Below are 22,633 nucleotides of genomic sequence, written 5' to 3'. Positions count from 1 at the left end.
GTGGCCGTGTCGCCCATGGATAAGGTCGGGTCAGGCCCCAACGCCACACTCAGCCCCAGCCGAACACAAGCAATCGAGCGACATTCCCCCCTCTATCAGCGCGCTATCGGCAGCGTCGGAAGGGGAGGTGAAGCCGCCTTGCGTCATGACCGAAAGCCATATTTCGCGGCGGCCGCCCAGGGCGCCCCGCCATTGAGGAGTCAACGATGGATATCACTTCCACCCTGAGTCTGGGCGACCCGCTGGAACCGGCGCGCAAGGCGACCGCAGAGATGCTGCGCGAGCGCGACCACAGCTTCTCGCTACCGCAACCCTTCTACAACGACGAGCGCCTGTTCCAGATCGACATGCAGGAGATCTTCCACAAGGAGTGGCTGATCGCCGGGATGACCTGCGAGATCCCCGCCAAGGGCAACTACCTGACCCTGCAGATCGGCGATAACCCGGTCATCGTGCTGCGCGGCGCCGAAGGGCAGGTGCATGCCTTCCACAACGTCTGCCGCCACCGTGGCTCGCGCCTGTGCGTCAGCGAAAAGGGCAAGGTCGCCAAGCTGGTCTGCCCCTACCACCAGTGGACCTATGAGCTGGACGGGCGCCTGCTGTTCGCCGGCACCGAGATGGGTGCCGACTTCGACCTCAAGGACTACAGCCTCAAGCCGGTGAAGGTGAAGACCGCCGGCGGCTACATCTTCATCTCCCTGGCCGAGAATCCGCCGGCCATCGACGACTTCCTCTCCACCCTGGCCCATTACATGGAGCCTTACGACATGGAGAACACCAAGGTCGCGGTGCAGACCACGCTGCGGGAGAAGGCCAACTGGAAGCTGGTGCTCGAGAACAACCGCGAGTGCTACCACTGCAACGGCTCGCACCCCGAACTGCTCAACACCCTGCTGGAGTGGGACGACGTCACCGACCCCCGCGCCAGCCAGGCGTTCAAGGACCAGGTGGCGGCCTGTACCACTGCCTGGGATGCCGAGAAGATCCCCTATGCCCACGCCAGCTTCGGCCTGCGCAACCGCATCGTGCGCATGCCGCTGCTGCAAGGCACCGTGTCCATGACCATGGACGGCAAGCAGGGCAGCAAGAAACTCATGGGCCGCATCCAGAACCCGGACCTGGGCTCCATGCGCATCCTCCACCTGCCGCATTCCTGGAACCACTGCATGGGCGATCACATGATCGTCTTCACCGTGTGGCCCATCAGCGCCCAGGAAACCGTGGTCACCACCAAGTGGCTGGTGCACAAGGACACGGTGGAAGGCGTGGACTACGACGTGGCGCGCCTGCGCGAAGTCTGGGACGCGACCAACGACCAGGACCGCCGCCTCGCCGAGGAAAACCAGCGCGGCATCAACTCCACCGCCTACCAGCCGGGCCCCTACTCCAAGACCTACGAGTTCGGCGTGATCAACTTCCTCGACTGGTACAGCGAGCGGATGCTCAACAACCTGGGCGACGTCCCGGCTACCCGCCTGCGCCAGGTCGGCGAATAGGGCCATGAGCCTGAGCCTCGGGTTCATCCTGCTGCTCACCCTCTACGCAGCGCTGGCCTGCCGCAAAGGCCGGCGCTGAGAGGCAACACACTGAGGTCCCGCAAGGGACACCCCTCGCCCCCGTCAGGACGTCGGCCCTGGTGGGGGCTTTTTTTGCACAGGCCTCGCGCGCCCGACGCCAGGCCAACAGGCCCCGACGGCCCAGGCCTCAGCCCGGGGAACCGACACGGAGCAGGGTTCGAGGGGCCTTCCCGAATGGCGTGAGCCTATGCGCCTGGGCGCTGGCAGGTCTTGAGCAGGCGTCGGATGGCCTTGTTGATGCTGCGCTTGCCCAGGTCTTCGACTGAGAACCAGCGGCAGTCGGCGATCTCGTTCAGCGGCGTGGGCTGCTGGGATTCCGGCATCGGCGCTTCGAAAACGTAGTGAAGGGTCGTGTACAGCTCCAGGGGCGCAATGTAGTCGAGGGTCTCGACCGCGAGCCCGGTCTCCTCCACCAGTTCGCGGAACGCCGCCTGCCCGGGCGCTTCATCCGCCTCGATCCGGCCGCCTGGCAACGTCCACTTCGACTTGGGTTTGCGCACGAAGAGGATCTTGTCTTCCAGGCGGCAGATGACGGTCGCCCGTTCTTTGATTGCCCTGCCCATCTGCTCACCCCCTGCCACTGCGTTGAAAGACCGGAACGGTCACGAAAACCCTCGTAACCAAGGCAAGAAGGGCGCCAGACATGGCCGGCCCCCACTCGAGAACGCGCCTGTATCTAACGTTAGGCGCCCTTGGCGATATCTGCCTCACGCAGAACGTTGGAACAGGGCTTTCCGGGGAAGATTCCCGGTCTATTCGCTGCGGCAGGAGGATCCGGTCCGTACTTCGGGTGAAGCCACCCGCGAAAAGCAGGCGGTAAACGAGGCGTGGATGCGCAGAAAGACCGGAAGCCCGACGGAAATTTCTGCGAGGCGGATGGAGGAGTATCCCACGTGTCACGAGGAAGTTTGTAGGTCGGATTAGTCCGACTTACCACCGAACCGGACCGGGTTCACAGCCTGGCGCCAAAGGACCGGGATAATGCGAAACCATCAGGTTCCTACAGTTAGGACCTACAAAAAATCCGGATCGCCAAAGTGTGGATCGTAGGAGCCATCTGATTTTTACTCAGTTCAGCCTGTAAGGAGTGCTGAGATGAAACGACTACTGAATATTCCCCTCCTCGCCCTCATCTGCGTCGCCGGCCTGGCCCACGCGGAAAACGCGTCACCGGCCCTAGGACAGATCACTTTCGTGGGAAGCATCTGCAAGGACCTTTGCGATACCCCTACAAGCACCTGGCTCGAACATGTAGGACGCCGCAGCGGCCTCAGCCCCATCGGCCGATCAGAGCCCAGCGGGCGCGGCCATTGCGCAGGCCTGGGTGAAACCAGCTCGGTGAGCATGACCAGCATCGCCTCCCGCACGGGCGACGCCGGGATCATCACGGTGATCTACAACTGAGGCCGTATGCCGGGCACACCGCGAACGCCGATCCGGTACGCGGCACTGGGAGCCGCCATCGCACGGGGTCGTGCATGGCGGCAAGGCGGGAAGGATTCGCTTGATCGATCGGCAAGTTGCTGGCGCGACAGCCGGAGTCCGCGGCCATCGACCTGGGGCAAGCCTGCTTGCACATCGGTCAAGACCGCGCGGTGGATGGTCCAGGAGGCGCGATGAAGGCTGGCGAGCCTGCGATCGAGCGGCGAGTCCGCCGACTCGGAACCCTGGATCGCGTGCCGACCACGGACGCATCAGCACCGGTCCGAGCGCCCGCGTACATGCATGGCGAGCCGCACGGCCGGCGGAATCATTCGGCAAACGCGATCTCCGTCCGCCCGCCGAGCGCGACGCAGCGCACCTCGACCTGCTGGTAGCTGGGGTCGTCCGGATCCTGTTCCGGCAGTTGGTAGTCGACTCGACAGGCCTTGTCCGGCCCTTCGCCCCAACGGACGATCAGCACACCCTCACGAGACAGCCCGCGCAGGAATGCCCGCCCCCCCTGCCCCACCATGGCCAGGGAAACGCCCTGGGCATCGATGACGTCGGAGCCCAGCGGCGCGATCTGGCCGTCCTCGCGAAGGATGCGCAGCAACACCGGCACGCCGGTGATGGTCGGGTAGCTGAGCATCACCACGGCACCATGGCGCGGGGCCACCGCCTGCTCGGTGATCTGCAACTCGACGTTGCGCAGGGTACCGATCGGGTCGATCGCCACCTGGTTGTGGCGATAGGGGGCGAGGCCGCCGACCACCGCGTAACCGTTGCTGCCGACACGGGCGTTCATGTCGTTGCTGACATAGGCCCCTTCCGCCCCCTTGGCCTCGACGACGGCAAAGGTTTCGCTCTGGCTCTGGGTGAAGTTGATCCCACCCGGGTGGGCCACCAGGCTGCCACCAATGCCGACGCTCTGCTGGCGGTAACCGGTGCCTTCGCTGTAGCTGGCGTTGAGCGACGCCGCCGGTGCGAAGTAGTGGACGCTGCCGCCGGCGTTGCTCGACCGGTCGCCCTGGTCGCTGCTGCGCGAGCCGTAGAGGCTGTAGTTCATCTGCGAGCGCTCGCCCGCGACGCCGCTGAGGCTGGCCTGGGTGTTGCTGCGCTTCCCGGACTGGCTGACCGAGCTACTGAGGAAGGGCGAGCGTACATCGCGCCCCAGGGGCACGCTGAAGGACAGCAGGTACTGGTTCTCGTATCCCGAGCCCAGGCGCGTCCTGCCGGCCGAGGTGCTCATGGTTCCCCAGTTGAAGCCGTTGGAGTAGCCGGCCTGGAAGGTCATGTCGCTACGCTGTCCGGCGTTCCAGTAGTTCTGTGCCGAACCGCTCAGGTAAAGGCTGCCGAAGTTCGACCCCAGGGGCTGACTGATGTTGGCCTGCAATCGGCTGCGCTGGCGGTAGAGGCGGCTGTCGGGGTTGCCGACGGACTGCGCGTAGTCGCCGAACTCGAGATATCCCTCGCTGGAGAAGCGGTAGGCAGCCAGGGTGAAGTTGGTCTGGGTGCTGTCCAGCAGCTTGCTGTAGGTGACCCGGTAGCTCTGGCCGCTCCTGGGGGCGGAGTCGGCGACGGGACGCTCGGCGACATGCGAGCGGGTGACATCGAACGCGACGGCCCCCAGCCCGGTACTGATCGCGACACCACCCTGGGCGGCCATGTACTTCTCGGCCACGATGCTGCCCAGGTAGCCGGTGAAGGCGTTGGTCACTCCGCGCTGGTAGGTACCCATGACGAACTTCGGCGATGCGTCCAGGCTGCGGTCCCGGTACTCGCCGGCAGTCACGCTGAAACGGGATACACCGGGGCGCAGCAACTGCGCCACCGAGGCATAGGGCACGACGAAGGAACGCTGGCGGCCGTCGGCCTCGGTCACCGTCACCTCGATGTCACCGGAGTAACCCGAGTCGTAGAGGTCGTCGATGCTGAAGGGCCCGGGTGCCACCGTCGCCTCGTAAAGCACCGATTGCCCCTGGCGCACGGTGACCTTGGCGTTGGTTTCCGCAACGCCCCGGATCACGGGGGCGAAACCGCGCTGGGAGTCGGGGAGCATGCGGTCGTCGGAACTGATCTGCACACCTCTGAAAGGCACGCTCTCGAACAGCTCGCCGGGCGTGTAGTAGTCACCGACCGTGAGTTGCGAGCGCAGGCCGGTGAGGTCGCGCTGGGCATAGGTGCTGGCGTTGCTGTAGTGGCTGCGGGTAGGCCCGCCATCCTGGCTGGAGCGGTTGTAATAGCCGTTGGAGCGCAGGCGCCACTCACCGATATTGAGACCGTTGTTGAGCCCCAGGGACAGCTGGTTCGAACCGACGCCGCCGCTTTGGCTGCGGTAGCCGCTGGCGTTGTAGCCGATGAAGCCGGCCGTGACGCCGGCATCCCAGTCACGGGGGTCCACGTGCCCGCGTGCCTGTCGCCCCAGGTACGCCTGCGGGATGCTCAGCTGGGCGCGCAGCTCGGACAGATCAACCTCGACCTGCGCCTGCGGCACCAGGCGATCGAGTTCGACACAAGCCTCGTTGTCCATAATCGACTGCCGTGCGGCCTGGGGGTCCGGCAGGTTCGCCAGCTCGATGCCGAAGGTGCCGACGTGCTCGGGCTTGAAGCAGTAGCGCTGGATGACCGCAGCGCCCTCGCCCTCGCTGAGCACCCGCAACTCGTGCCGCCCCTTCCAGGCCTGGTTGACGTAGATATCCAGGAGATAGGTGCCGGGAGGCAGGACGTTTGCGTTGGCGAAGCGTGACAGGTCGACGGCCTCTTCCGCACCGCTACCGAAGAACGCCGGGTTGAAGACGGCATAACGGGCCGGGGAAACGCCTTCGTCCGCGTCCACCTGGCTCCAGTCGCTGAGCGCCAGGGAGGCGGCAAGGACCACGGCCGTGACCTTGAGCCGTCCACTACCGCGCGCGAGACGCACCCTGCGGGTGCCGCGCGTAGCCGATCCCGGATACCTGTCTGAAAGAGCTTTCATAGTCGTACCTGGCGCATCGATGAATGGCGCGCGAACGATCGAGCGGCATCAGCGCCTTGCGCGCACGAGCCGCCGGCTCACGGCTCCAGCCTCGCCTCGTGCCCAATGGATGAGCCGTAGTCGTTGATCCACTTCGTCACCACCGTGGCGGCCGATCCCCGCTGCACCGCACCCGGCAGGGGGAAGTCGCGGCTCCCGAGCGGCGGCACCATCCCATCGCCGGCCTCGTGCGCCCGCCCGCCGACATTCAGCGAGACGTCGCTGAACGACACATGGAAGGCGCTGGGGTTGCTCGCTCGCAGCACGCTTTCCGCGCCGTTCTGCACCAGCCGCCAGCTGATCTGCTGGGCCGCTCCGGACGCGCTACCCGGCAAGCCGGACGGCCGATAGAAGAGTTTCAGGCGGGTGCGGATGGCGAACTGCATGGAGTTGCCGCTGTCCGCCGTGGGTTGTGGCGGGACATCCAGGAGGTTGAGCCAGAACACCGTCTCGCGGTCAGTGGGCAGTGCCTCGCCCGTGAACGCCAGGCGCAGGCTCTGCCCCTTGCCCGGGTCGAGACGGAAGATCGGCGGCGTGAGCAGAAAAGGCGCATCGGCCTGGTCCGGCTTGCTCGACGGGTCGCCGCGATCGATCCAGGCCTGCACCAGGGAAGGCTCCGTACCGTCGTTGCTCACCCGTACGCTGATTTCCTGCTGCTTGGCGGGATAGATGAAACGGGTGCCGTTCACCACCATGCCGGCCTGCACGCTCGGCAGGAAGGTGGCGATGAAGAGTGCGGCGATCAATCGGGTGATCCTAGCAGTGGGATGCATCGGTTTTTCCTGAATGGCCGCCGCCCGGGGCGGGCCGGGCGGGTGGCGATTGGTCCTGATTCGTGGCGGGGAAGGCGGGAACGAAGGCCGCAGTGGCGGCGTGCCTTTTCCCGGGGGAGGATGATATCGAGCGACACACCCGCCATCCGGCTTCGAGCACCAGGGAAAACCGTAGGAAAAGTCCTTAAAAAGCCAGGAAAAAGCCGTCAACTGCAAAAATGAGGCAGGGGTCGAATCAGCGGACGCGCAAAGTCAGAGCGCGGGAGTACGCAGGGGAGGCCCTTCACCAGGGAAGGACCCCGGCTAGGAAGCGGTGCTGTTGGCCAGGTCGTTGCGCCGGGCGAATTCGATCAGCTCCAGCAACGAGCCGAGGTTGAGCTTCTGCTGGATGCGACTCTTGTAGGTACTGACGGTCTTGTTGCTGAGCAGCATCAGGTCGCCGATCTGCTTGTTGGAGAGACCCGACGCCAGGTACTGCAGCACCATCAGCTCCTGGTTGGACAGACGTGCGACCAGCTCGGCCTCGCTGGTCAGGGCGGTCTGGCCCGCCTGCAACGCATCGGCTGGGTAGAAGGAAAACCCCGCGCTGATCGAGTTGATCGCGATGACGAGGTTCTGCAGGTCCTCCTCCTTGCTGACGAATCCCTTGGCGCCCGCCTGCATGCAGCGCTGGCAGAAGCTCTCGGCGGGTTGCGACGTGAGCACCAGCACATGGCTGTCGAGCTCCAGGGCGCGGATGCGGGCGATCACCTTGAGCCCGTCCAGGCGCGGAATGCCGATATCGAGGATGACGATGTCGGGCTCGTGCTGGCGAATCAGTTGCAGCGCATCGACACCGTTGTCCGTCTCCGCAAGCACCTGGATGCCATTGCGTTCCAGCAGCATGCGCACGGCGAGGCGGATGACGGGATGATCGTCGACTATCAGGGCACTTCTCATGTCGATATCTTCCGAGGGACACGGGCACAACGCCAAGGCACGGCAGGTGGGGCTGCGCGCTGGCGTTGATGAACTTTCCTACAAGCCAAGGGGAAGGTTCGCCTAGCTCGGCGACCGCCCCCCTAAGTAACGTAATCGGCCACGCGATTCTGCCGAGTAAAACCGATGAAGAACATAAGCATTCTGGTTCTGGAAGACGAACCCTTCCAGCGTCTGTTGGCCATGGCCGCCTTGAAAAAGCTCGGCCTGAAGGACATCTGCGGCGCCGGGGACGGCACCGAAGCACTGGCCATGCTTCAGGAACGCGGTGGCGTCGATATCGTGCTTTGCGACCTGCGCATGGCCGGCATGGACGGCCTGGCCTTCCTGCGCCACGCCAGCCAACGGGGCCTGGCACGCGCTGTAGTACTGAGCAGCGCGGTGGAGCCGGTGCTGCGCCAGGCCACCATCTCGATGATCCGCTGCCTGGGTCTGGAGTTCCTCGGCGACCTTGGCAAGCCCTTCGATATCGGTCGCGCCAACCAGTTGCTGCGCGCCTTCGATCCCGCCGTAGAACTGCCACCCGGTAAACCGGAGGTGGTTGAGATCCCCTCCCTGAGCGACTTGCTCGACGGCTTCGAGCGCGGCGAGTTCGAAGCCTGGTTCCAGCCAAAGTTCGATATGCGCAGTGGTGCACTGCAAGGTGCGGAGCTGCTCGCCCGCTGGCGCCACCCGCAATACGGCGTCCTCAGCCCGGCGCACTTCCTGGCCCAGGTCGAAAGCAATGGCCTCATCGACCGCCTGTTCTGGCAGCTCTTCGAGCAGGGCCTGACACTACAGCGTGACCTGGCCATCGTGGGGCAGCGCATCGAGTTGGCGTTCAACATCCAGCCCAGCCAGTTGAGCGACCAGAAAATGGTCGAACGTATCGCCCGCCGCCTGCAGGAAAGTGGCCTGCCCGCCGATGGGTTGAACTTCGAAGTGACCGAAACGGGCCTGCTGCGGGCACCCGCTGCCAGCCTTGAAAACCTCGTCAGGTTGCGCCTGATGGGCTGCGGCCTGGCCATGGATGACTTCGGCGCTGGCTACTCCTCGCTCGACCGCTTGTGCGAACTGCCCTTCAGCCAGATCAAGCTCGACTCTTCATTCGTGCGCAAGCTGCAGAGCCACCCACGTTGCGCCGCGGTGGTCAGAAGCGCTGTAGCCCTGGCTAGCACGATGGACATTTCCCTGGTGGTGGAAGGGGTAGAAAGCAAGGAGCAGAAGACGCGCCTGCTGGAGCTGGGCTGCTCCCTGGCGCAAGGGTTTCTCTTCGCCCGCCCCATGGACGGCGCCGCCTTGAAGCGCCATATCGCGCAACGATGAACCGCGCTGCAGCGCAGCTCAAGCCTCCTGCAGGTGCTCGCGCAGCCCGCTCTCCAGCTCTGTCAGCGCCCGCGCAAGCGCATCGCCCGCCTGCCGCAGCCGAGCCCCATCGGGCGGCGCATCGGCAGTGGCCGCCATCAATTGCCGGCAGGCCGCTATCACCCCCGCCGCCTTGACGACCCGCGCCGCGCCGATCAGCCGGTGAGCCAGCTCGGCAAGCCCCTCGGCATCGCCCGCCTCCAGCAACGGGGCCAGGGCCACGAGATCCTTGCGGTTGGTCGCCAGCAACTCACCCAGCAGGTTTCTCACCAGCGCTTCATCGCCCCCGGTGAGTGGCTGCAGGGGGGCCAGGTCGAACAACGCCCCCTCATCCAACGGTTCCGCGCCCTGCTGGCGCTCCCGGGCATGGACCCCAAGCGCCCGCTGCAGGGCATCCAGGCCGATGGGTTTGATCAGGCATTCATCCATGCCGGCGGCCAGGCCCCGCTCGATCTCCTCGGGCTGAGCGTCGGCGGTCAGCCCGATGATGCACACCGCCGCCAGGCCCCGCTCGCGTTCCTCCAGGCGTATGGCAGCCGCCAGCTCGGCACCGCTCATGCGCGGCATGTGGCAGTCGGTGGCCACGGTATCGAAGTGCCCTTCGCGCCAGCGCTGCAAGGCTTCTTCGCCATCGCCCGCTTCCTCCACCTCATGGCCGAGGAAGACCAATTGCTGCTGCAGGATCTGCCGGTTCACCGGGTGATCGTCCACCACCAGTACGCGCAACCGCCGTGAGGCCACCACTGCAGCGACCGGCGCCGCCTCCATGGGCGGTACGGGGTCCAGGCGGTGCAGGCGCAAGCTCACATCCACCCGAGTACCGCGCCCCGGGACGCTGTCGAGGCTCAGACGCCCGCCCATCATTTCGCAGAGCGAGCGGCAGATGACCAGGCCCAGCCCGGTACCGTCCACCGGCTGGCCTGCCCGCTCGATGCGGGAGAAGGGCCGGAACAGGCGCGCCTGGTCCGCTGGCGAGATGCCGATGCCGCTGTCCTCGATGCTCAGGCTGACCCTGAGCATCCCCGCCTCCGAGGTATCTCCGTCAACGCGAACGCTGACCCGCCCATGGGTGGTGAACTTGATGGCGTTGCTCACGAGGTTGGACAGGATCTGCTTGAAACGCTGCCCATCCACCAGCACATCACCCTGGATGCTGCCGTCGATCTCCAGCGCCAGCTCCAGGCGCTTCTGGCGCGCCAGGCCATCGAACACCCGGGCCACCGACTCGACCAGTTCGCGCAGGTTGGCGCGCCCGGGCGCAAGGCTGAGCCGCCCCGACTCGATGCGCGCGATATCGAGGATGTCGCCGATCAGCGTCAGCAGGCTCCTGGCGGAGCCGTAGGCGACCTGGATGCCGGCCGGGTCGATGGGCCCGCTCTCGGCGCGTTTCAGGGCCAGCTCGAGGATGCCGATCACCGCGTTCATCGGCGTGCGGATCTCGTGGCTCATGGTGGCGAGGAATGCCGTCTTGGCGCGACTGGCGTCGTCGGCCTGGCGCTTCGCAGCCTCCAGCTCGCGGACCAGGTGATGGTGCTCGGTAATGTCCAGCCAGCCGCCAATCACACCCTTTATCGCGCCGGTGGAGTCCTGGAAGGGCTGGATCCAATGCTCGATCCACAGCCGCCGACCACCCAGCTCCAGTTCGTGCGTGCCCTGGATCAGACCCCCGCCCTCCATAGCCTGGAGGTAGCTCTCGTGGAAGAGCGGCGCGGCCTCGAAGGTCAGTGGCAGCTCCGCCACCGTGCAGCCCAGCACCTGCTCCCGCTCCAGGCCAAGGGTCTGCAGGTAGCTGCGGTTGCAGGACAGCATCCGGCCAGCCGTGTCACGCACATAGACAGGGGGCGGCATGCTGTCGATCAGGGTTTCGATGAAGCGCAACTCGTCGTTGAGCTGCCGCTCCGCTGCCCGCCGCTTGCGCACCTCACGACGCAGGCGCAGTCCCCAGGCGAGCACCAGCCCCAACAGCACCAGGGCACCGATGACGATCTGCAGGATCAGTTGGTTGTAGTCGCGCCAGGTCTGCGCGCTCATGGCCGGGCTGCCGCGCCAACGATTGGCGGCGGCATTCAGCTCATCCGGCGCCAGGCTGCCGAGCGCCTTGTCGAGGATCGACTGCAACTCGACATCGCCGCGGCGCATCGCAAAGTTCGCGGTGGCCGGGTCGATGGGCACCAGGGACGACACCGCCAGCCGATTGCGGAACAGCCGCACCACGTAGTAGCGAGCAGTGGGCAACGACACCAGCGCCGCATCGGCGTCGCCGCTGTAGACCAGGTTCATGGCATCCAGCGACGAGGCCGCCGCCAGCAGCTCCGCGCCTGGGTAGATGCCCCGGGCCTCCTCGGTCGCCACATGCCCAGCGGCGATGGCCAGACGCTTGCCATCGAGGCCGTCGAGCGGCTCGGCAAGGCCGTCTTGCGCCCTTCTCGCCACCAGCACGAAGGGATTGGTGACCACCGGCCGGGTGAAGCGCAGCGTGCTTTCACGTTCACGTCCCTGGGTGAGGATGGCCAGATCGAAACGCCCCTGGCGCAAGCTCTCCATCTGGTCGGCAAGGCTGCCCCGGCGGCTGACCGCCTCGAACTGCAGGCCGGTGCGCAGGGACACCATCTCCAGCAGGTCGGCGGCGATGCCGCGGAACTGGCCCTGGGCATCGAAGAACGCCATCGGCGCCATGTCGTCGTCGATCACCAGACGCACGCGCGGATGGCGCTCCACCCAGCGCCGCTCCTCCGCCGTCAGCGGCAACGGCTCCAGCGCCGGCATCACGCCGCTGCCCACCCAGCGCTTGGCGATGCCCTCCAGGCGCGAGCGGCCCAGAGCGCGCAGGGCCGCATCCAAGCCGCGAAGCAATTGCGGGTCCCCAGGGCGAACGATGAAGGCCACGCCATCGGCCTGGAGCTCGGCGAAGCGCTCGAAGCGCACCAGACCATAGAAACCCCGGTTGATCCGGTAGTAAGCGGTCAGCACGTCGCCCAGGTACAGATCGGCCTTGCCGAAGGCCACCGCGGCCAGTGCCTCATCCACCGAGCCCGCCGCCACCAGGTGCGCGCCGGGGAAGCCCTGGCGCAACGCGGGATCGGTGAGGTATTCGGTGGTGGTGGCGATGGTCAGCCCGGCCATGTCGGCCGGGAATTCGCGGCCATCCTCCTGGCGGCGGAACAGCGCGGCGTGCTCGATGGCGAACGGCTGGCTGCGTGCCACGGCAGCCCCACGCAGGCCGTGACTGGATGCGCTGGCCATATCGATCTCGCCCTCCTCCAGCGCCCGGGCCACGGCGGCCTGGTCGGGCAGCCTGCGCAGGACGACGCGCATGCCGAGCATCTGGCCGACCAGCGCCACCACATCCGCCGTCATGCCCTCGAAACTGCCATCGCGCTGCAGCATCGCCAAGGGCGCCTCGATGTCGCCCGCCACCCCCAGCACCAGCTCGCGCTTCTGCCGCAGCCAGTGCCAATCGCTTTCGCCAAGAGTGAGTTCCTGCTGGTCCACCCGCAGCTGGCTGGCCAGGCGCAGGGGGATGGTTTCCTGGGAAGCGGCCCGTGCCGACAGGGCGAGCGGCAACAGCCAGAGGCTCAGGCAGAAGTACTGCACAAGTACGCGGAGTGAAATATGACGGAACACCGGGCCGACCTGTTTCTAGGCGTTGGATGAAAGGAACATTAGTTGAAGAGCGGCAGGTCGTTAATCGTCTGAGTGCATTTAAAACTGCCTACATAGGCTGTAGGAAACTTCCCAAACACCCGGACCCGGCCTTCACCGCGAATATACTTCCCGCCTCACGTATTCAGCCAACTCCCCAGGCGTCACGGCCAAAAGACCCGTGGCCGCTGGCGTGACCCACTGGGATCACGTCAGGAATATTAGGAATTGTCTGAAAGACTTCAACATAACTTCCGAAGAAATATCCCATAGCGTCGGATCGACCTACAGCGGTTATTGATCCGCCTTGGGTAACTTGTTTGCGCTGCGCCCACCGGCAATTGCGCAAACACTCACCACGAAAACTTGCCCTTTAATCGAACGGCTTTGCGTGCGCGCCGTAGACCATTGGGAAACTCGCTAAGGAGTACTGAATAGATGAGTAAGATTCTGCTTATCGACAACCAACCGATGATCCGCTTCGCCACCCGCGTGCTGCTGGAGCGCGAGGGCTACGACATGGTCGGCGAGACCGAGAACGGTGTGGAAGGGCTGAGCCTGGCCCGCTCGCTCAAGCCGGACCTGGTCATCCTCGACATCGCCATCCCCAAGCTCGACGGCATGGAAGTGCTGACCCGCCTCGCCGCCATGGACGTCAACCTCAAGCTGCTGGTACTGACTTCGCTGCCCGCCGCGCTCTACGCCAACCGCTGCCTGCAGGCCGGCGCCACGGGCTACCTGTCCAAGCAGGAGCAGGCGGTCAGCCTGATCGCCGCGACCAAGTCGGTGCTCTCCGGCTACAGCCTGTTCCCCAGCACCGTGCACCTGCCGGTGCCGTCCCAGGCCGGCGAAGACACCCAGTTGCTGGACAGCCTCTCCGACCGTGAACTGGCGGTGCTGCAGAACCTGGCCAATGGCAAGAACAACAAGGAAATCGCCGAGCAGCTGTTCATCAGCCACAAGACGGTGAGCACCTACAAGTCGCGCCTGATGGACAAGCTCAAGACCCGCAACCTGGTCGACCTGATCGACTTCGCCCGCCGCTACGCCCTGCCCACTCCCTGACCGCTCCCTGACCGCTCAACCCGCCGCTCGCGCGGGCGGCAGGCCGATCACCCGTGCCACATGCACGGGTGGCGGCAGCTGCCGATGCGCCGCCGCCAGCCCGCCGACCCTCTCGGCGACCGTGCTGGCGAACGGCGCCGAGCGCGCACTCGCACTGTCCACGTTCATCAGCATCTGCTCACTGGCCGCCAGCAAATCATCGCCACCCTCGGGGTACAGCCCGTGGTGGATGTGCAGGCGCTTGGCGTCGTGGGCGAGCACCTGGGTGCGCACCTCCACCCCGGCACCGAGCTTCACCTCGGCGAGAAAGTTGAGGTGGCACTCCAGCGTGTAGAGGGTGTGACCGCTGCTCGCCCGCCCCGCCTCGTCCAGGCCGATATGGTCCATCAGCGCATCGGTGGCGTAGCTGAAGATCAGCAGGTAGAACGCGTCGCGCAGGTGGCCGTTGTAGTCCACCCATTCGGCGGGAATGGCGGTGCGGTAGGTGGTGAGGGCTTGGCTCATGGCGATTCCTGGCGATGGCCCTCTCCCAGGGAGAGGGCCGGTTCGAAGTAGCGGGAGGTCCGTGGGGCGTCAGTCGGCGAAGGCGAAGCCGTGCTTCTCCTTGGTCGCCTTCACCGCGTCGAGCACCGCCAGCAGGCAGTCATCACGATAGCGCTCCAGCTCGGCGATGCTGCGCGAGCCCTGCTGCTCGCTGGTGCCTTCCACCACGCTGTCGATCAGCGCTTCGGTCAGCTCCGGGGCCGGCAGGTAGGTCCAGGGCAGCTGCAGCGCCGGGCCGAACTGCGCCATGAAGTGGCGCATGCCGGCATTGCCACCCGCCAGGGTGTAAGTGAGGAAGGTGCCCATGAAGGACCAGCGCAGCCCCGCGCCAAAGCGAATCGCATCGTCGATCTCGCCAGTGCTGGCAACGCCGTCGTTGACCAGGTGCAACGCCTCGCGCCACAGCGCTTCCAGCAGGCGGTCGGCGATGAAGCCGGGCACTTCCTTGCGCACGTGCAGGGGGCGCATGCCCAGCGCGGTGTAGATCTTTATCGCTGCCTGCACGGCCTCCGGCGCGGTCTTCTCGCCGCCCACCACTTCCACCAGCGGCAGCAGGTAGACCGGGTTGAACGGGTGGCCCACCACGCAACGTTCCGGGTGCACGGCGTCGGCGTAGAACTCGCTGGGCAGCAGGCCCGAGGTGCTGGAGCCGATGATCGCCTCCGGGCGCGCCGCCGCGCTGATGCGGGCGTGCAGGTCGAGCTTCAGGTCGAGCCGCTCGGGCGCGCTTTCCTGGATGAAGTCGGCGTCACGCACGCACTCCTCGACCGTCTCGACGAAGCGCAGGCGCTCCTGGGAGGCGCCCGGCGCCAGGCCCTGCTTCTGCAGCGCCGGCCAGGCGTTGGCGATGCGGGTGCGCAGGGCGGCTTCGGCACCGGGCGCCGGGTCCCAGGCGACGACGTCGAGGCCGTGGGCCAGGGCGCGGGCGACCCAGCCGCTGCCGATGACGCCGCTGCCGAGGGCGGCGAAGGTCTTGATGTGGGTGATGAAGGCCATGGTGGCTCCTGGTCCTGTGTCCGATATGGGGGGTTCCCGGGCTGAAGCCCGGGCTAGGGGAGAAACGTCAGCCGCGGCGCTTGAGGTTCATCTTCTCGCGGCCCTCGGCCGGGCTCAGGGCACGGCCACCAAGGCGCTCGATGATCTCCACCGCCCGCTCCACCAGCTGGCCGTTGCTGGCGTGCACGCCACGGTCGAGCCAGATGTTGTCCTCCAGGCCGACGCGCACGTTGCCGCCCAGCAGCATGGCCTGGGCGACCATGGGCATCTGCGAACGGCCGATGCCGAAGCCGGCCCAGGTGGCGCCCGTCGGCAGGTTATCGGCCATGGCTTTCATGGTGGTGGTGTCCGCCGGGGCGCCCCAGGGGATGCCCAGGCAGATCTGGAACAGCGGGTCGTCCAGCAGGCCTTCCTTGAGCATCTGCTTGGCGAACCACAGGTGCCCGGTGTCGAAGATTTCCAGCTCGGCCTTCACCCCCAGCTCGGTGATGCGCTTGGCGCCGGCGCGCAGTTGCGCGGGGGTGGAGACGTAGATGAAGTCGCCATCGCCGAAGTTGAGCGTGCCGCAGTCCAGGGTGCAGATCTCCGGCAGCAGCTCTTCCACATGCTTGAGCCGCTCCAGCGGGCCCACCAGGTCGGTGCCGGCGCCGAACTCCAGGGGCTGCTCGCCCTTGCCGATCTCCAGGTCGCCGCCCATGCCGGCGGTGAGGTTGATGATCACGTCGGTGTCGCTTTCGCGGATGCGCTCCACCAGCTCGCGGTAGAGCGCCACGTCGCGGCTGGGCTTGCCGGTGCGCGGGTCGCGCACGTGGCAGTGGGCGACCGTGGCGCCGGCCTTGGCCGCTTCGATGGCGGCGGCGGCGATCTCCTTCGGCGTGACCGGGATGGCCGGGTGCTTGCCGATGGTATCGCCGGCGCCGGTTACCGCACAGGTGACGATGACTTCATGGTTCACGGTTGCAACATCCTTTCTTGGAGGCGATCGGGTGCCGTGCGCGGCGAACCGCGCACGGGAGGAAGCGAAGCGTTGGTAACGGCAGCGAAGCTGCAGGAGCTACTTGAGCGAGGCGATGGCCGTCTCGGCGCCGTTCTTGCCGTCGAAGGTGGTCACCCCGGCGAGCCAGGCCTTGACCACTTCAGGGTTGGCCTTGATCCACTCGCGGGCAACCTTGGCCGGCGCCTCGCGCTCCATGATCGGCTGCATCAGGCGGCTCTCCTGCTCGCTGGTGAAGCGCAGGTTGGTGAGCAGGCGGTCGGCGTTGGGGCAGCGCTGGGCGAAGTCCGGCGCGGTGACGGTGGAGACGGTGGCGGCGCCGTCGTTGGGGCCGAACACGTCATGGCTGCCGGTGAGGTAGGTGATCGGCATCTGGATGTTCATCGGGTGCGGCTTCCAGCCGAAGAACACCACCGGCTTGTGGTTCTTCACCGCCCGCGACACGGCGGTGAGCATGGCCGCTTCGCTGGACTCCACCAGCTTGAAGCCGCCGAGGCCGAACTGGTTCTCGTCGATCATCTTCTTGATCGCCATGTTGGCCCCGGAACCGGATTCGATGCCGTAGATCTTGCCGTCCAGCTGGTCCTTGTAGCGGGCGATGTCGGCGAAGGTCTTCAGCCCCTCCTCCGCCGTGTAGGTGGGCACCGCGAGCACGGCCACGGCATCCTCCAGGGACGGCTTGGGCGCCACCTTCACCGACGCGCTGTCGAGGAAGGGCTGGATGTTGTCGTCCATGATCGGCTTCCAGTAGCCGAGGAACACGTCCACCTGCTTCTTCTGGATGCCGGCGAAGATGATCTGCTGCGACGCCTGGGTCTGGGTGGTTTCGTAGCCGAGGCCGGCCAGCAGCTCGGACGCCACGGCGGTGGTGGCGACCACGTCGGTCCAGCCGACCGCGCCGATGCGGATCTTCTGGCAACTGACGTCGTCCGCCGCCAGCAGGGTGGAACTGAACAGGGTGAGAAGACAGCAACCCGCGAGTGCGTTGAGACCTTTCATCGAATGCTCCCCTACAGCCATACGGTTATCGGGCCACGCGGCCCGTCTGTTGTTGTGCCGGGGCTCTTGGCGCCCCGCCGTTCGCGGGCCCTGTTGCGCCCGTGGCAGCCAGATTACGCAGCGCCAAACCGGCCAAATCGAACTAAAACGACCGAATGTTGAACGGGAGCGACCTCCTGCATTGCCTTGCGCGCCATCCTGCCTTCTAGTGTGGCGATGCCCCGAGAGGATGCCTTCCATGCCCCAGACCCTGTGGTTCCTCCTGCTGCCCGGTTTTTCCATGATGGGCCTGATGTCCGCCATCGAGCCGCTGCGCGTGGCCAACCGCTTCCGTGGCGAACTCTACCGCTGGCGCCTGCTGAGTGTGGACGGCGGTGCGGTGCAAGGCAGCAACGGCATGTCCCTCAACGTCGACGCGGGGCTGGAGCGCCCCGGCGCCAGCGACAGCCTGTTCGTGGTGGCCGGCTTCGAACCCCTGGCCAGCTTCACCCCGCGCCTGGCCCACTGGCTCAAGCGCACCGACCTCGACGGCGCCACCCTCGGCGGCATCGACACCGGCAGCTTCGTGCTCGCCGAGGCCGGCCTCTTCGCCCGCCAGCGCCTGACCCTGCACTGGGAAGCCATCGACGCCTTCCAGGAACGCTACCCCGGCCTGTTGCCGACCCAGGAGCTGTTCGAAATCGATGGCCGTCGCATCACCAGCGCCGGCGGCACCGCCACCCTCGACCTGATGCTCACCCTGATCGGCCGCGACCACGGCGACGAACTGGCGGTGGGGGTCTCCGAGCAGTTCGTCCTCGGTCGCATCCGCACCCGCCAGGATCACCAGCGCATGCAGATCACCCGCCGCTACGGCGTGCACAACCGCAAGCTGGTGCAGGTGATCGGCGAGATGGAGCGCCACAGCGAGCAGCCCCTGGGCTCCGCCGAACTGGCCGCCCTGGTGGGCGTCACCCCGCGCCAGCTGGAGCGCCTGTTCCGCCTGCACCTGGATGACACGCCGTCCGGCTTCTACCTGGCCCTGCGCCTGGAGAAGGCCCGCCAGCTGCTGCGCCAGACCGACATGGGCGTGCTGGAGATCGGCCTCGCCTGCGGCTTCGAATCCTCGTCCTATTTCTCCCGCTGCTACCGCAACCGCTTCGCCGCCTGTCCCAGCCAGGACCGCCACGAACACCCGGCCAGCGAAGCGACGCCACCCGGCACGCACACGCAACGCCCGACACGATCAACGACGGATCAGCGCATCTGAGCGCAGATCGGCGCCGTTCACCTCGCACTCCCCATCGCATCCAAGCGCATCGGCCAGCCCCGCTGCCAACCGTCTTGCCCATCCACGACCCCGCATTGACGCTTTCGGCAATACCCCGGTCGTTTTTGCGCGATAGCGCCGAAAGCCCCGGCGATATGCTCGGTTCAAAGCGCCGGCAGAAGATTCGGCGCGCCAAGAATCAAAAGGGGACAGCCTGATGAGCCCAGCCGAATTGCACGCCGACAGCATCGTCATCGATGGCCTGATCATCGCCAAATGGAACCGCGAACTCTTCGAGGACATGCGCAAGGGCGGCCTGACTGCGGCCAACTGCACCGTCTCCGTCTGGGAAGGCTTCCAGGCCACGGTGAACAACATCGCCGCCAGCCAGAAGCTGATCCGCGAGAACAGCGACCTGGTGATGCCCGTGCGCACCACGGCGGACATCCGCAAGGCCAAGGAACAGGGCAAGACCGGCATCCTCTTCGGCTTCCAGAACGCCCACGCCTTCGAAGACCAGATCGGCTACGTCGAGGTGTTCAAGCAGCTCGGCGTCGGCATCGTGCAGATGTGCTACAACACCCAGAACCTGGTGGGTACCGGCTGCTACGAGCGCGATGGCGGGCTCTCCGGCTTCGGTCGCGAGATCGTTGCCGAGATGAACCGCGTCGGCGTCATGTGCGACCTATCCCACGTCGGCTCCAAGACCTCCGAGGAAGTCATCCTCGAATCGAAGAAGCCCGTCTGCTACTCCCACTGCCTGCCGTCGGGCCTCAAGGAACATCCGCGCAACAAGTCCGATGAAGAGCTGAAATTCATCGCCGACCACGGCGGCTTCGTCGGCGTGACCATGTTCGCGCCCTTCCTCGCCAAGGGCATCGACTCCACCATCGACGACTACGCCGAGGCCATCGAATACACGATGAACATCGTCGGCGAGGACGCCATCGGCATCGGCACCGACTTCACCCAGGGCCACGGCCAGGACTTCTTCGAGTACCTGACCCACGACAAGGGCTACGCCCGGCGCCTGACCAACTTCGGCAAGATCATCAACCCGCTGGGCATCCGCACCGTGGGCGAATTCCCCAACCTCACCGAAACCCTGCTCAAACGCGGCCACAGCGAACGCGTGGTGCGCAAGATCATGGGCGAGAACTGGGTGAATGTCCTGAAGGACGTCTGGGGCGAGTAACGCCAGCCCGAACCGAACACGAACGTAGGGTGGATGACGCACTTTTCATTCACCCATCCACCGCACGGTGGCTCATCTCTGCGGTGGATGAATGAAGCGCCATCCACCCTGCATCTGACCTGAATTCGGAGTTATCCACATGGCCAAACACGCCCCCGAACTGCCCATCGAAGTCGACAGCGAAACCGGCGTCTGGACCAGCGACGCGCTACCCATGCTCTATGTGCCGCGGCATTTCTTCGTCAACAACCACATCGGCATCGAAGAGGTGCTGGGCGCCGACGCCTATGCCGAGATCCTCTACAAGGCCGGCTACAAGTCCGCCTGGCACTGGTGCGAGAAAGAAGCCGAATGCCACGGCCTGGAAGGCGTCGCGGTGTTCGAGCACTACATGAAGCGCCTGTCCCAGCGCGGCTGGGGCCTGTTCAAGATCCAGGACATCGACCTCGACAAGGGCACCGCCAGCGTCAAGCTCGAGCACTCCGCCTTCGTCTACGTCTACGGCAAGGTCGGGCGCAAGGTCGACTACATGTTCACCGGCTGGTTCGCCGGGGCCATGGACCAGATCCTGGCCGCGCGCGGCAGCAGCATCCGCACCGTCGCCGAGCAGGTCTACAGCGGCTCGGAAGCAGGCCACGACGATGGCCTGTTCACCGTCAAACCCCTCTGAGGCGAGGCACGGCATCATGGCGTTCGAAGCAATGTTCCAGCCGATCCAGATCGGCAAACTGACCATCCGCAACCGCGTGCTCAGTACCGCCCACGCCGAGGTCATCGCCACCGATGGCGGCATGACCACCGAGCGCTACGTGAAGTACTACGAGGAGAAGGCCAAGGGCGGCATCGGCCTGGCCATCTGCGGCGGCTCGTCCGTGGTCTCCAGCGACAGCCCGCAGCAATGGTGGAGTTCGGTGAACCTCTCCACCGACCGCATCATCCCGCACTTCCAGAACCTCGCCGACGCCATGCACAAGCACGGCGCCAAGATCATGATCCAGATAACCCACATGGGCCGGCGTTCGCGCTGGGACGGCTTCAACTGGCCGACCCTGATGTCGCCTTCCGGTATCCGTGAGCCCGTGCACCGCGCCACCTGCAAGACCATCGAGATCGAAGAGATCTGGCGCGTCATCGGCGACTTCGCCCAGGCTGCGCGCCGCGCCAAGGCCGGCGGCCTGGACGGCGTCGAGCTGTCCGCCGTGCACCAGCACATGATCGACCAGTTCTGGAGCCCGCGCGTCAACAAGCGTACCGACGAATGGGGTGGCACCTTCGAAGGCCGCATGAAATTCGGCCTGGAAGTGCTCAAGGCGGTGCGCGAGGAAGTCGGCCCCGACTTCTGCGTGGGCCTGCGCATCTCCGGTGACGAATTCCACCCGGACGGCCTGTCCCACGAGGACATGAAGCAGATCGCCAAGTACTACTGCGACACCGGCATGCTCGACTTCATCGGCGTGGTCGGCTCCGGCGCCGACACCCACAACACCCTGGCCAACGTCATCCCCAACATGAGCTTCCCGCCGGAGCCCTTCCTGCACCTGGCGGCCGGCATCAAGGAAGTGGTCAACGTCCCGGTGCTGCACGCGCAGAACATCAAGGACCCGAACCAGGCCACGCGCATCCTCGAAGGCGGCTACGTCGACATGGTCGGCATGACCCGCGCCCACATCGCCGACCCGCACCTGATCGCCAAGATCAAGATGGGCCAGGTGGACCAGATCAAGCAGTGCGTCGGCGCCAACTACTGCATCGACCGCCAGTACCAGGGCCTGGACGTGCTGTGCATCCAGAACGCCGCCACCACCCGTGAGTACATGGGCCTGCCGCACATCATCGAGAAGACCACCGGCAAGAAGCGCAAGGTGGTCATCGTCGGGGGCGGCCCGGCCGGCATGGAAGCGGCACGCGTCGCCGCCGAACGCGGCCACGACGTCACCCTGTTCGAGAAGAAGGACCAACTGGGCGGGCAGATCAGCATCGCCGCCAAGGCACCGCAGCGCGACCAGATTGCCGGCATCACCCGCTGGTACCAGCTGGAGATCGCCCGCCTCGGCGTCGACCTGCGCCTGGGCACCGGTGCCGATGTCGACACCATCCTCGATCTGCGCCCGGACATCGTCGTCCTGGCCAACGGCGGCCATCCCTTCATCGAGCAGAACGAACACTGGGGCGCAGCGGAAGGCCTGGTGGTCAGCGCCTGGGACATCCTCGACGGCAAGGTCGCGCCCGGCCGCAACGTGCTGGTCTACGACACCATCTGCGAGTTCGGCGGCATGTCGGCGGCGGACTATCTTTCCGAGAAGGGCTCCCAGGTCGAGATCGTCACCGACGACACCAAGCCCGGCGTCGCCATGGGCGGCACCACCTTCCCCACCTACTACCGCAGCATGTACCCCAAGGAAGTGATCATGACCGGCGACCTGGTGCTGGAGAAGGTCTACCGCGAGGGCGACAAGCTGGTGGCGCTGCTGGAGAACGAATACACCGGCGCCCGCGAGGAACGCGTAGTCGACCAGGTCGTCATCGAAAACGGCGTGCGCCCCGACGAGAGCCTGTACTACGCGCTCAAGCAGGGCTCGCGCAACAAGGGCCAGATCGACGTCGACGCACTGTTCGAGATCCGCCCGCAGCCCTGCCTGGCCGAAACCGGCGACGGCTACCTGCTGTTCCGCATCGGCGACTGCGGCGCACCGCGCAACGTGCACGCGGCGATCTACGACGCCCTGCGGTTGTGCAAGGACTTCTAAGAAGCTTGAAGCTGGAGGCCTGAAGCCTGAAGCCAAGAGCGGCACACACCGCTTCCAGCTTCCAGCTTCCGGCTTCCAGCTCCCCAACCGGGTGAG

General features: G+C 65.9%; 17 protein-coding genes. 8 read left to right on the top strand and 9 right to left on the bottom strand.

Translation table 11 applies throughout. From position 1 onward, the window contains the following. Nucleotides 1-206 precede the first annotated feature (206 nt). Nucleotides 207-1,496, top strand: coding sequence for a glycine-betaine demethylase subunit GbcA (gene gbcA / locus ACXI0U_RS26370; RefSeq protein WP_479551030.1), 1,290 nt, complete (start codon nt 207-209; stop codon nt 1,494-1,496). Between the two features lie 266 nt (nt 1,497-1,762). On the opposite strand, the gene ACXI0U_RS26365 is transcribed toward gbcA, so the two are convergent. Continuing rightward, nucleotides 1,763-2,140 carry an NUDIX hydrolase gene (locus ACXI0U_RS26365; RefSeq protein ID WP_265170321.1) on the bottom strand — a complete coding sequence of 126 codons (378 nt, stop codon included), beginning with the start codon at nt 2,138-2,140 and terminating at the stop codon, nt 1,763-1,765. A 532-nt stretch (nt 2,141-2,672) separates the two neighbouring features. On the opposite strand from ACXI0U_RS26365, the gene ACXI0U_RS26360 reads away from it, so the two are divergent. Continuing rightward, nucleotides 2,673-2,981: a hypothetical protein gene (locus ACXI0U_RS26360; protein ID WP_265170320.1), complete on the top strand. Its 309-nt coding sequence runs from the start codon at nt 2,673-2,675 to the stop codon at nt 2,979-2,981. Between the two features lie 346 nt (nt 2,982-3,327). On the opposite strand, the gene ACXI0U_RS26355 is transcribed toward ACXI0U_RS26360, so the two are convergent. The 3 genes from ACXI0U_RS26355 to ACXI0U_RS26345 form a co-directional block, all read right to left on the bottom strand. Then, entirely contained in the window at nt 3,328-5,877 is a 2,550-nt protein-coding gene (locus ACXI0U_RS26355; RefSeq protein ID WP_479551029.1) for a fimbria/pilus outer membrane usher protein, read from the bottom strand. Between the two features lie 173 nt (nt 5,878-6,050). Beyond that, the gene (locus ACXI0U_RS26350) at nt 6,051-6,758 is read right to left on the bottom strand and encodes a fimbrial biogenesis chaperone (protein ID WP_271659738.1); all 708 of its coding nucleotides are present in this window, start codon (nt 6,756-6,758) and stop codon (nt 6,051-6,053) included. A gap of 330 nt (nt 6,759-7,088) precedes the next feature. Further along, nucleotides 7,089-7,724 carry a response regulator gene (locus ACXI0U_RS26345; protein ID WP_021218154.1) on the bottom strand — a complete coding sequence of 212 codons (636 nt, stop codon included), beginning with the start codon at nt 7,722-7,724 and terminating at the stop codon, nt 7,089-7,091. Between the two features lie 165 nt (nt 7,725-7,889). Between ACXI0U_RS26345 and ACXI0U_RS26340 the strand changes: the two genes are divergently transcribed. After that, nucleotides 7,890-9,068, top strand: a complete 1,179-nt coding sequence (locus tag ACXI0U_RS26340; protein ID WP_021218155.1) for an EAL domain-containing response regulator — start codon at nt 7,890-7,892, stop codon at nt 9,066-9,068. A gap of 18 nt (nt 9,069-9,086) precedes the next feature. Here the strand turns inward: ACXI0U_RS26340 and ACXI0U_RS26335 are convergent, their stop codons facing one another. Further along, nucleotides 9,087-12,731, bottom strand: coding sequence for a transporter substrate-binding domain-containing protein (locus ACXI0U_RS26335; protein WP_479551028.1), 3,645 nt, complete (start codon nt 12,729-12,731; stop codon nt 9,087-9,089). A 456-nt stretch (nt 12,732-13,187) separates the two neighbouring features. On the opposite strand from ACXI0U_RS26335, the gene ACXI0U_RS26330 reads away from it, so the two are divergent. Continuing rightward, nucleotides 13,188-13,814 carry a response regulator transcription factor gene (locus ACXI0U_RS26330; protein ID WP_021218157.1) on the top strand — a complete coding sequence of 209 codons (627 nt, stop codon included), beginning with the start codon at nt 13,188-13,190 and terminating at the stop codon, nt 13,812-13,814. Nucleotides 13,815-13,829: 15 nt separating this feature from the next. On the opposite strand, the gene ACXI0U_RS26325 is transcribed toward ACXI0U_RS26330, so the two are convergent. From ACXI0U_RS26325 to choX, 4 genes are all read right to left on the bottom strand, one after another. Beyond that, the gene (locus ACXI0U_RS26325) at nt 13,830-14,318 is read right to left on the bottom strand and encodes a thioesterase family protein (protein WP_479551027.1); all 489 of its coding nucleotides are present in this window, start codon (nt 14,316-14,318) and stop codon (nt 13,830-13,832) included. A gap of 69 nt (nt 14,319-14,387) precedes the next feature. Continuing rightward, on the bottom strand, nt 14,388-15,353 hold the full coding sequence (locus tag ACXI0U_RS26320; RefSeq protein WP_043240731.1) for an L-carnitine dehydrogenase: 966 nt from the start codon (nt 15,351-15,353) through the stop codon (nt 14,388-14,390). A gap of 67 nt (nt 15,354-15,420) precedes the next feature. Beyond that, entirely contained in the window at nt 15,421-16,308 is an 888-nt protein-coding gene (gene cdhC, locus ACXI0U_RS26315; protein ID WP_479551026.1) for a 3-dehydrocarnitine:acetyl-CoA trimethylamine transferase CdhC, read from the bottom strand. A gap of 99 nt (nt 16,309-16,407) precedes the next feature. Beyond that, entirely contained in the window at nt 16,408-17,346 is a 939-nt protein-coding gene (gene choX / locus ACXI0U_RS26310; RefSeq protein WP_479551025.1) for a choline ABC transporter substrate-binding protein, read from the bottom strand. A 238-nt stretch (nt 17,347-17,584) separates the two neighbouring features. Between choX and ACXI0U_RS26305 the strand changes: the two genes are divergently transcribed. From ACXI0U_RS26305 to dgcA, 4 genes are all read left to right on the top strand, one after another. Beyond that, a complete protein-coding gene (locus ACXI0U_RS26305; protein WP_479551024.1) occupies nt 17,585-18,595 on the top strand; it encodes a GlxA family transcriptional regulator in 1,011 nt (336 codons plus the stop codon). A gap of 217 nt (nt 18,596-18,812) precedes the next feature. Further along, nucleotides 18,813-19,790 (top strand): dipeptidase, encoded by a 978-nt coding sequence (locus ACXI0U_RS26300; protein ID WP_043240736.1) that lies wholly within the window; start codon nt 18,813-18,815, stop codon nt 19,788-19,790. 139 nt (nt 19,791-19,929) lie between these two features. Then, nucleotides 19,930-20,460, top strand: a complete 531-nt coding sequence (locus ACXI0U_RS26295; RefSeq protein ID WP_374979630.1) for a DUF5943 domain-containing protein — start codon at nt 19,930-19,932, stop codon at nt 20,458-20,460. A 16-nt stretch (nt 20,461-20,476) separates the two neighbouring features. Further along, nucleotides 20,477-22,537, top strand: a complete 2,061-nt coding sequence (dgcA, locus tag ACXI0U_RS26290; RefSeq protein ID WP_031287283.1) for a dimethylglycine demethylation protein DgcA — start codon at nt 20,477-20,479, stop codon at nt 22,535-22,537. Nucleotides 22,538-22,633 lie beyond the last annotated feature (96 nt).

It is taken from the genome of Pseudomonas sp. C9D1, assembly GCF_056491235.1.
This window is presented reverse-complemented; position numbering and strand designations above follow the sequence as displayed.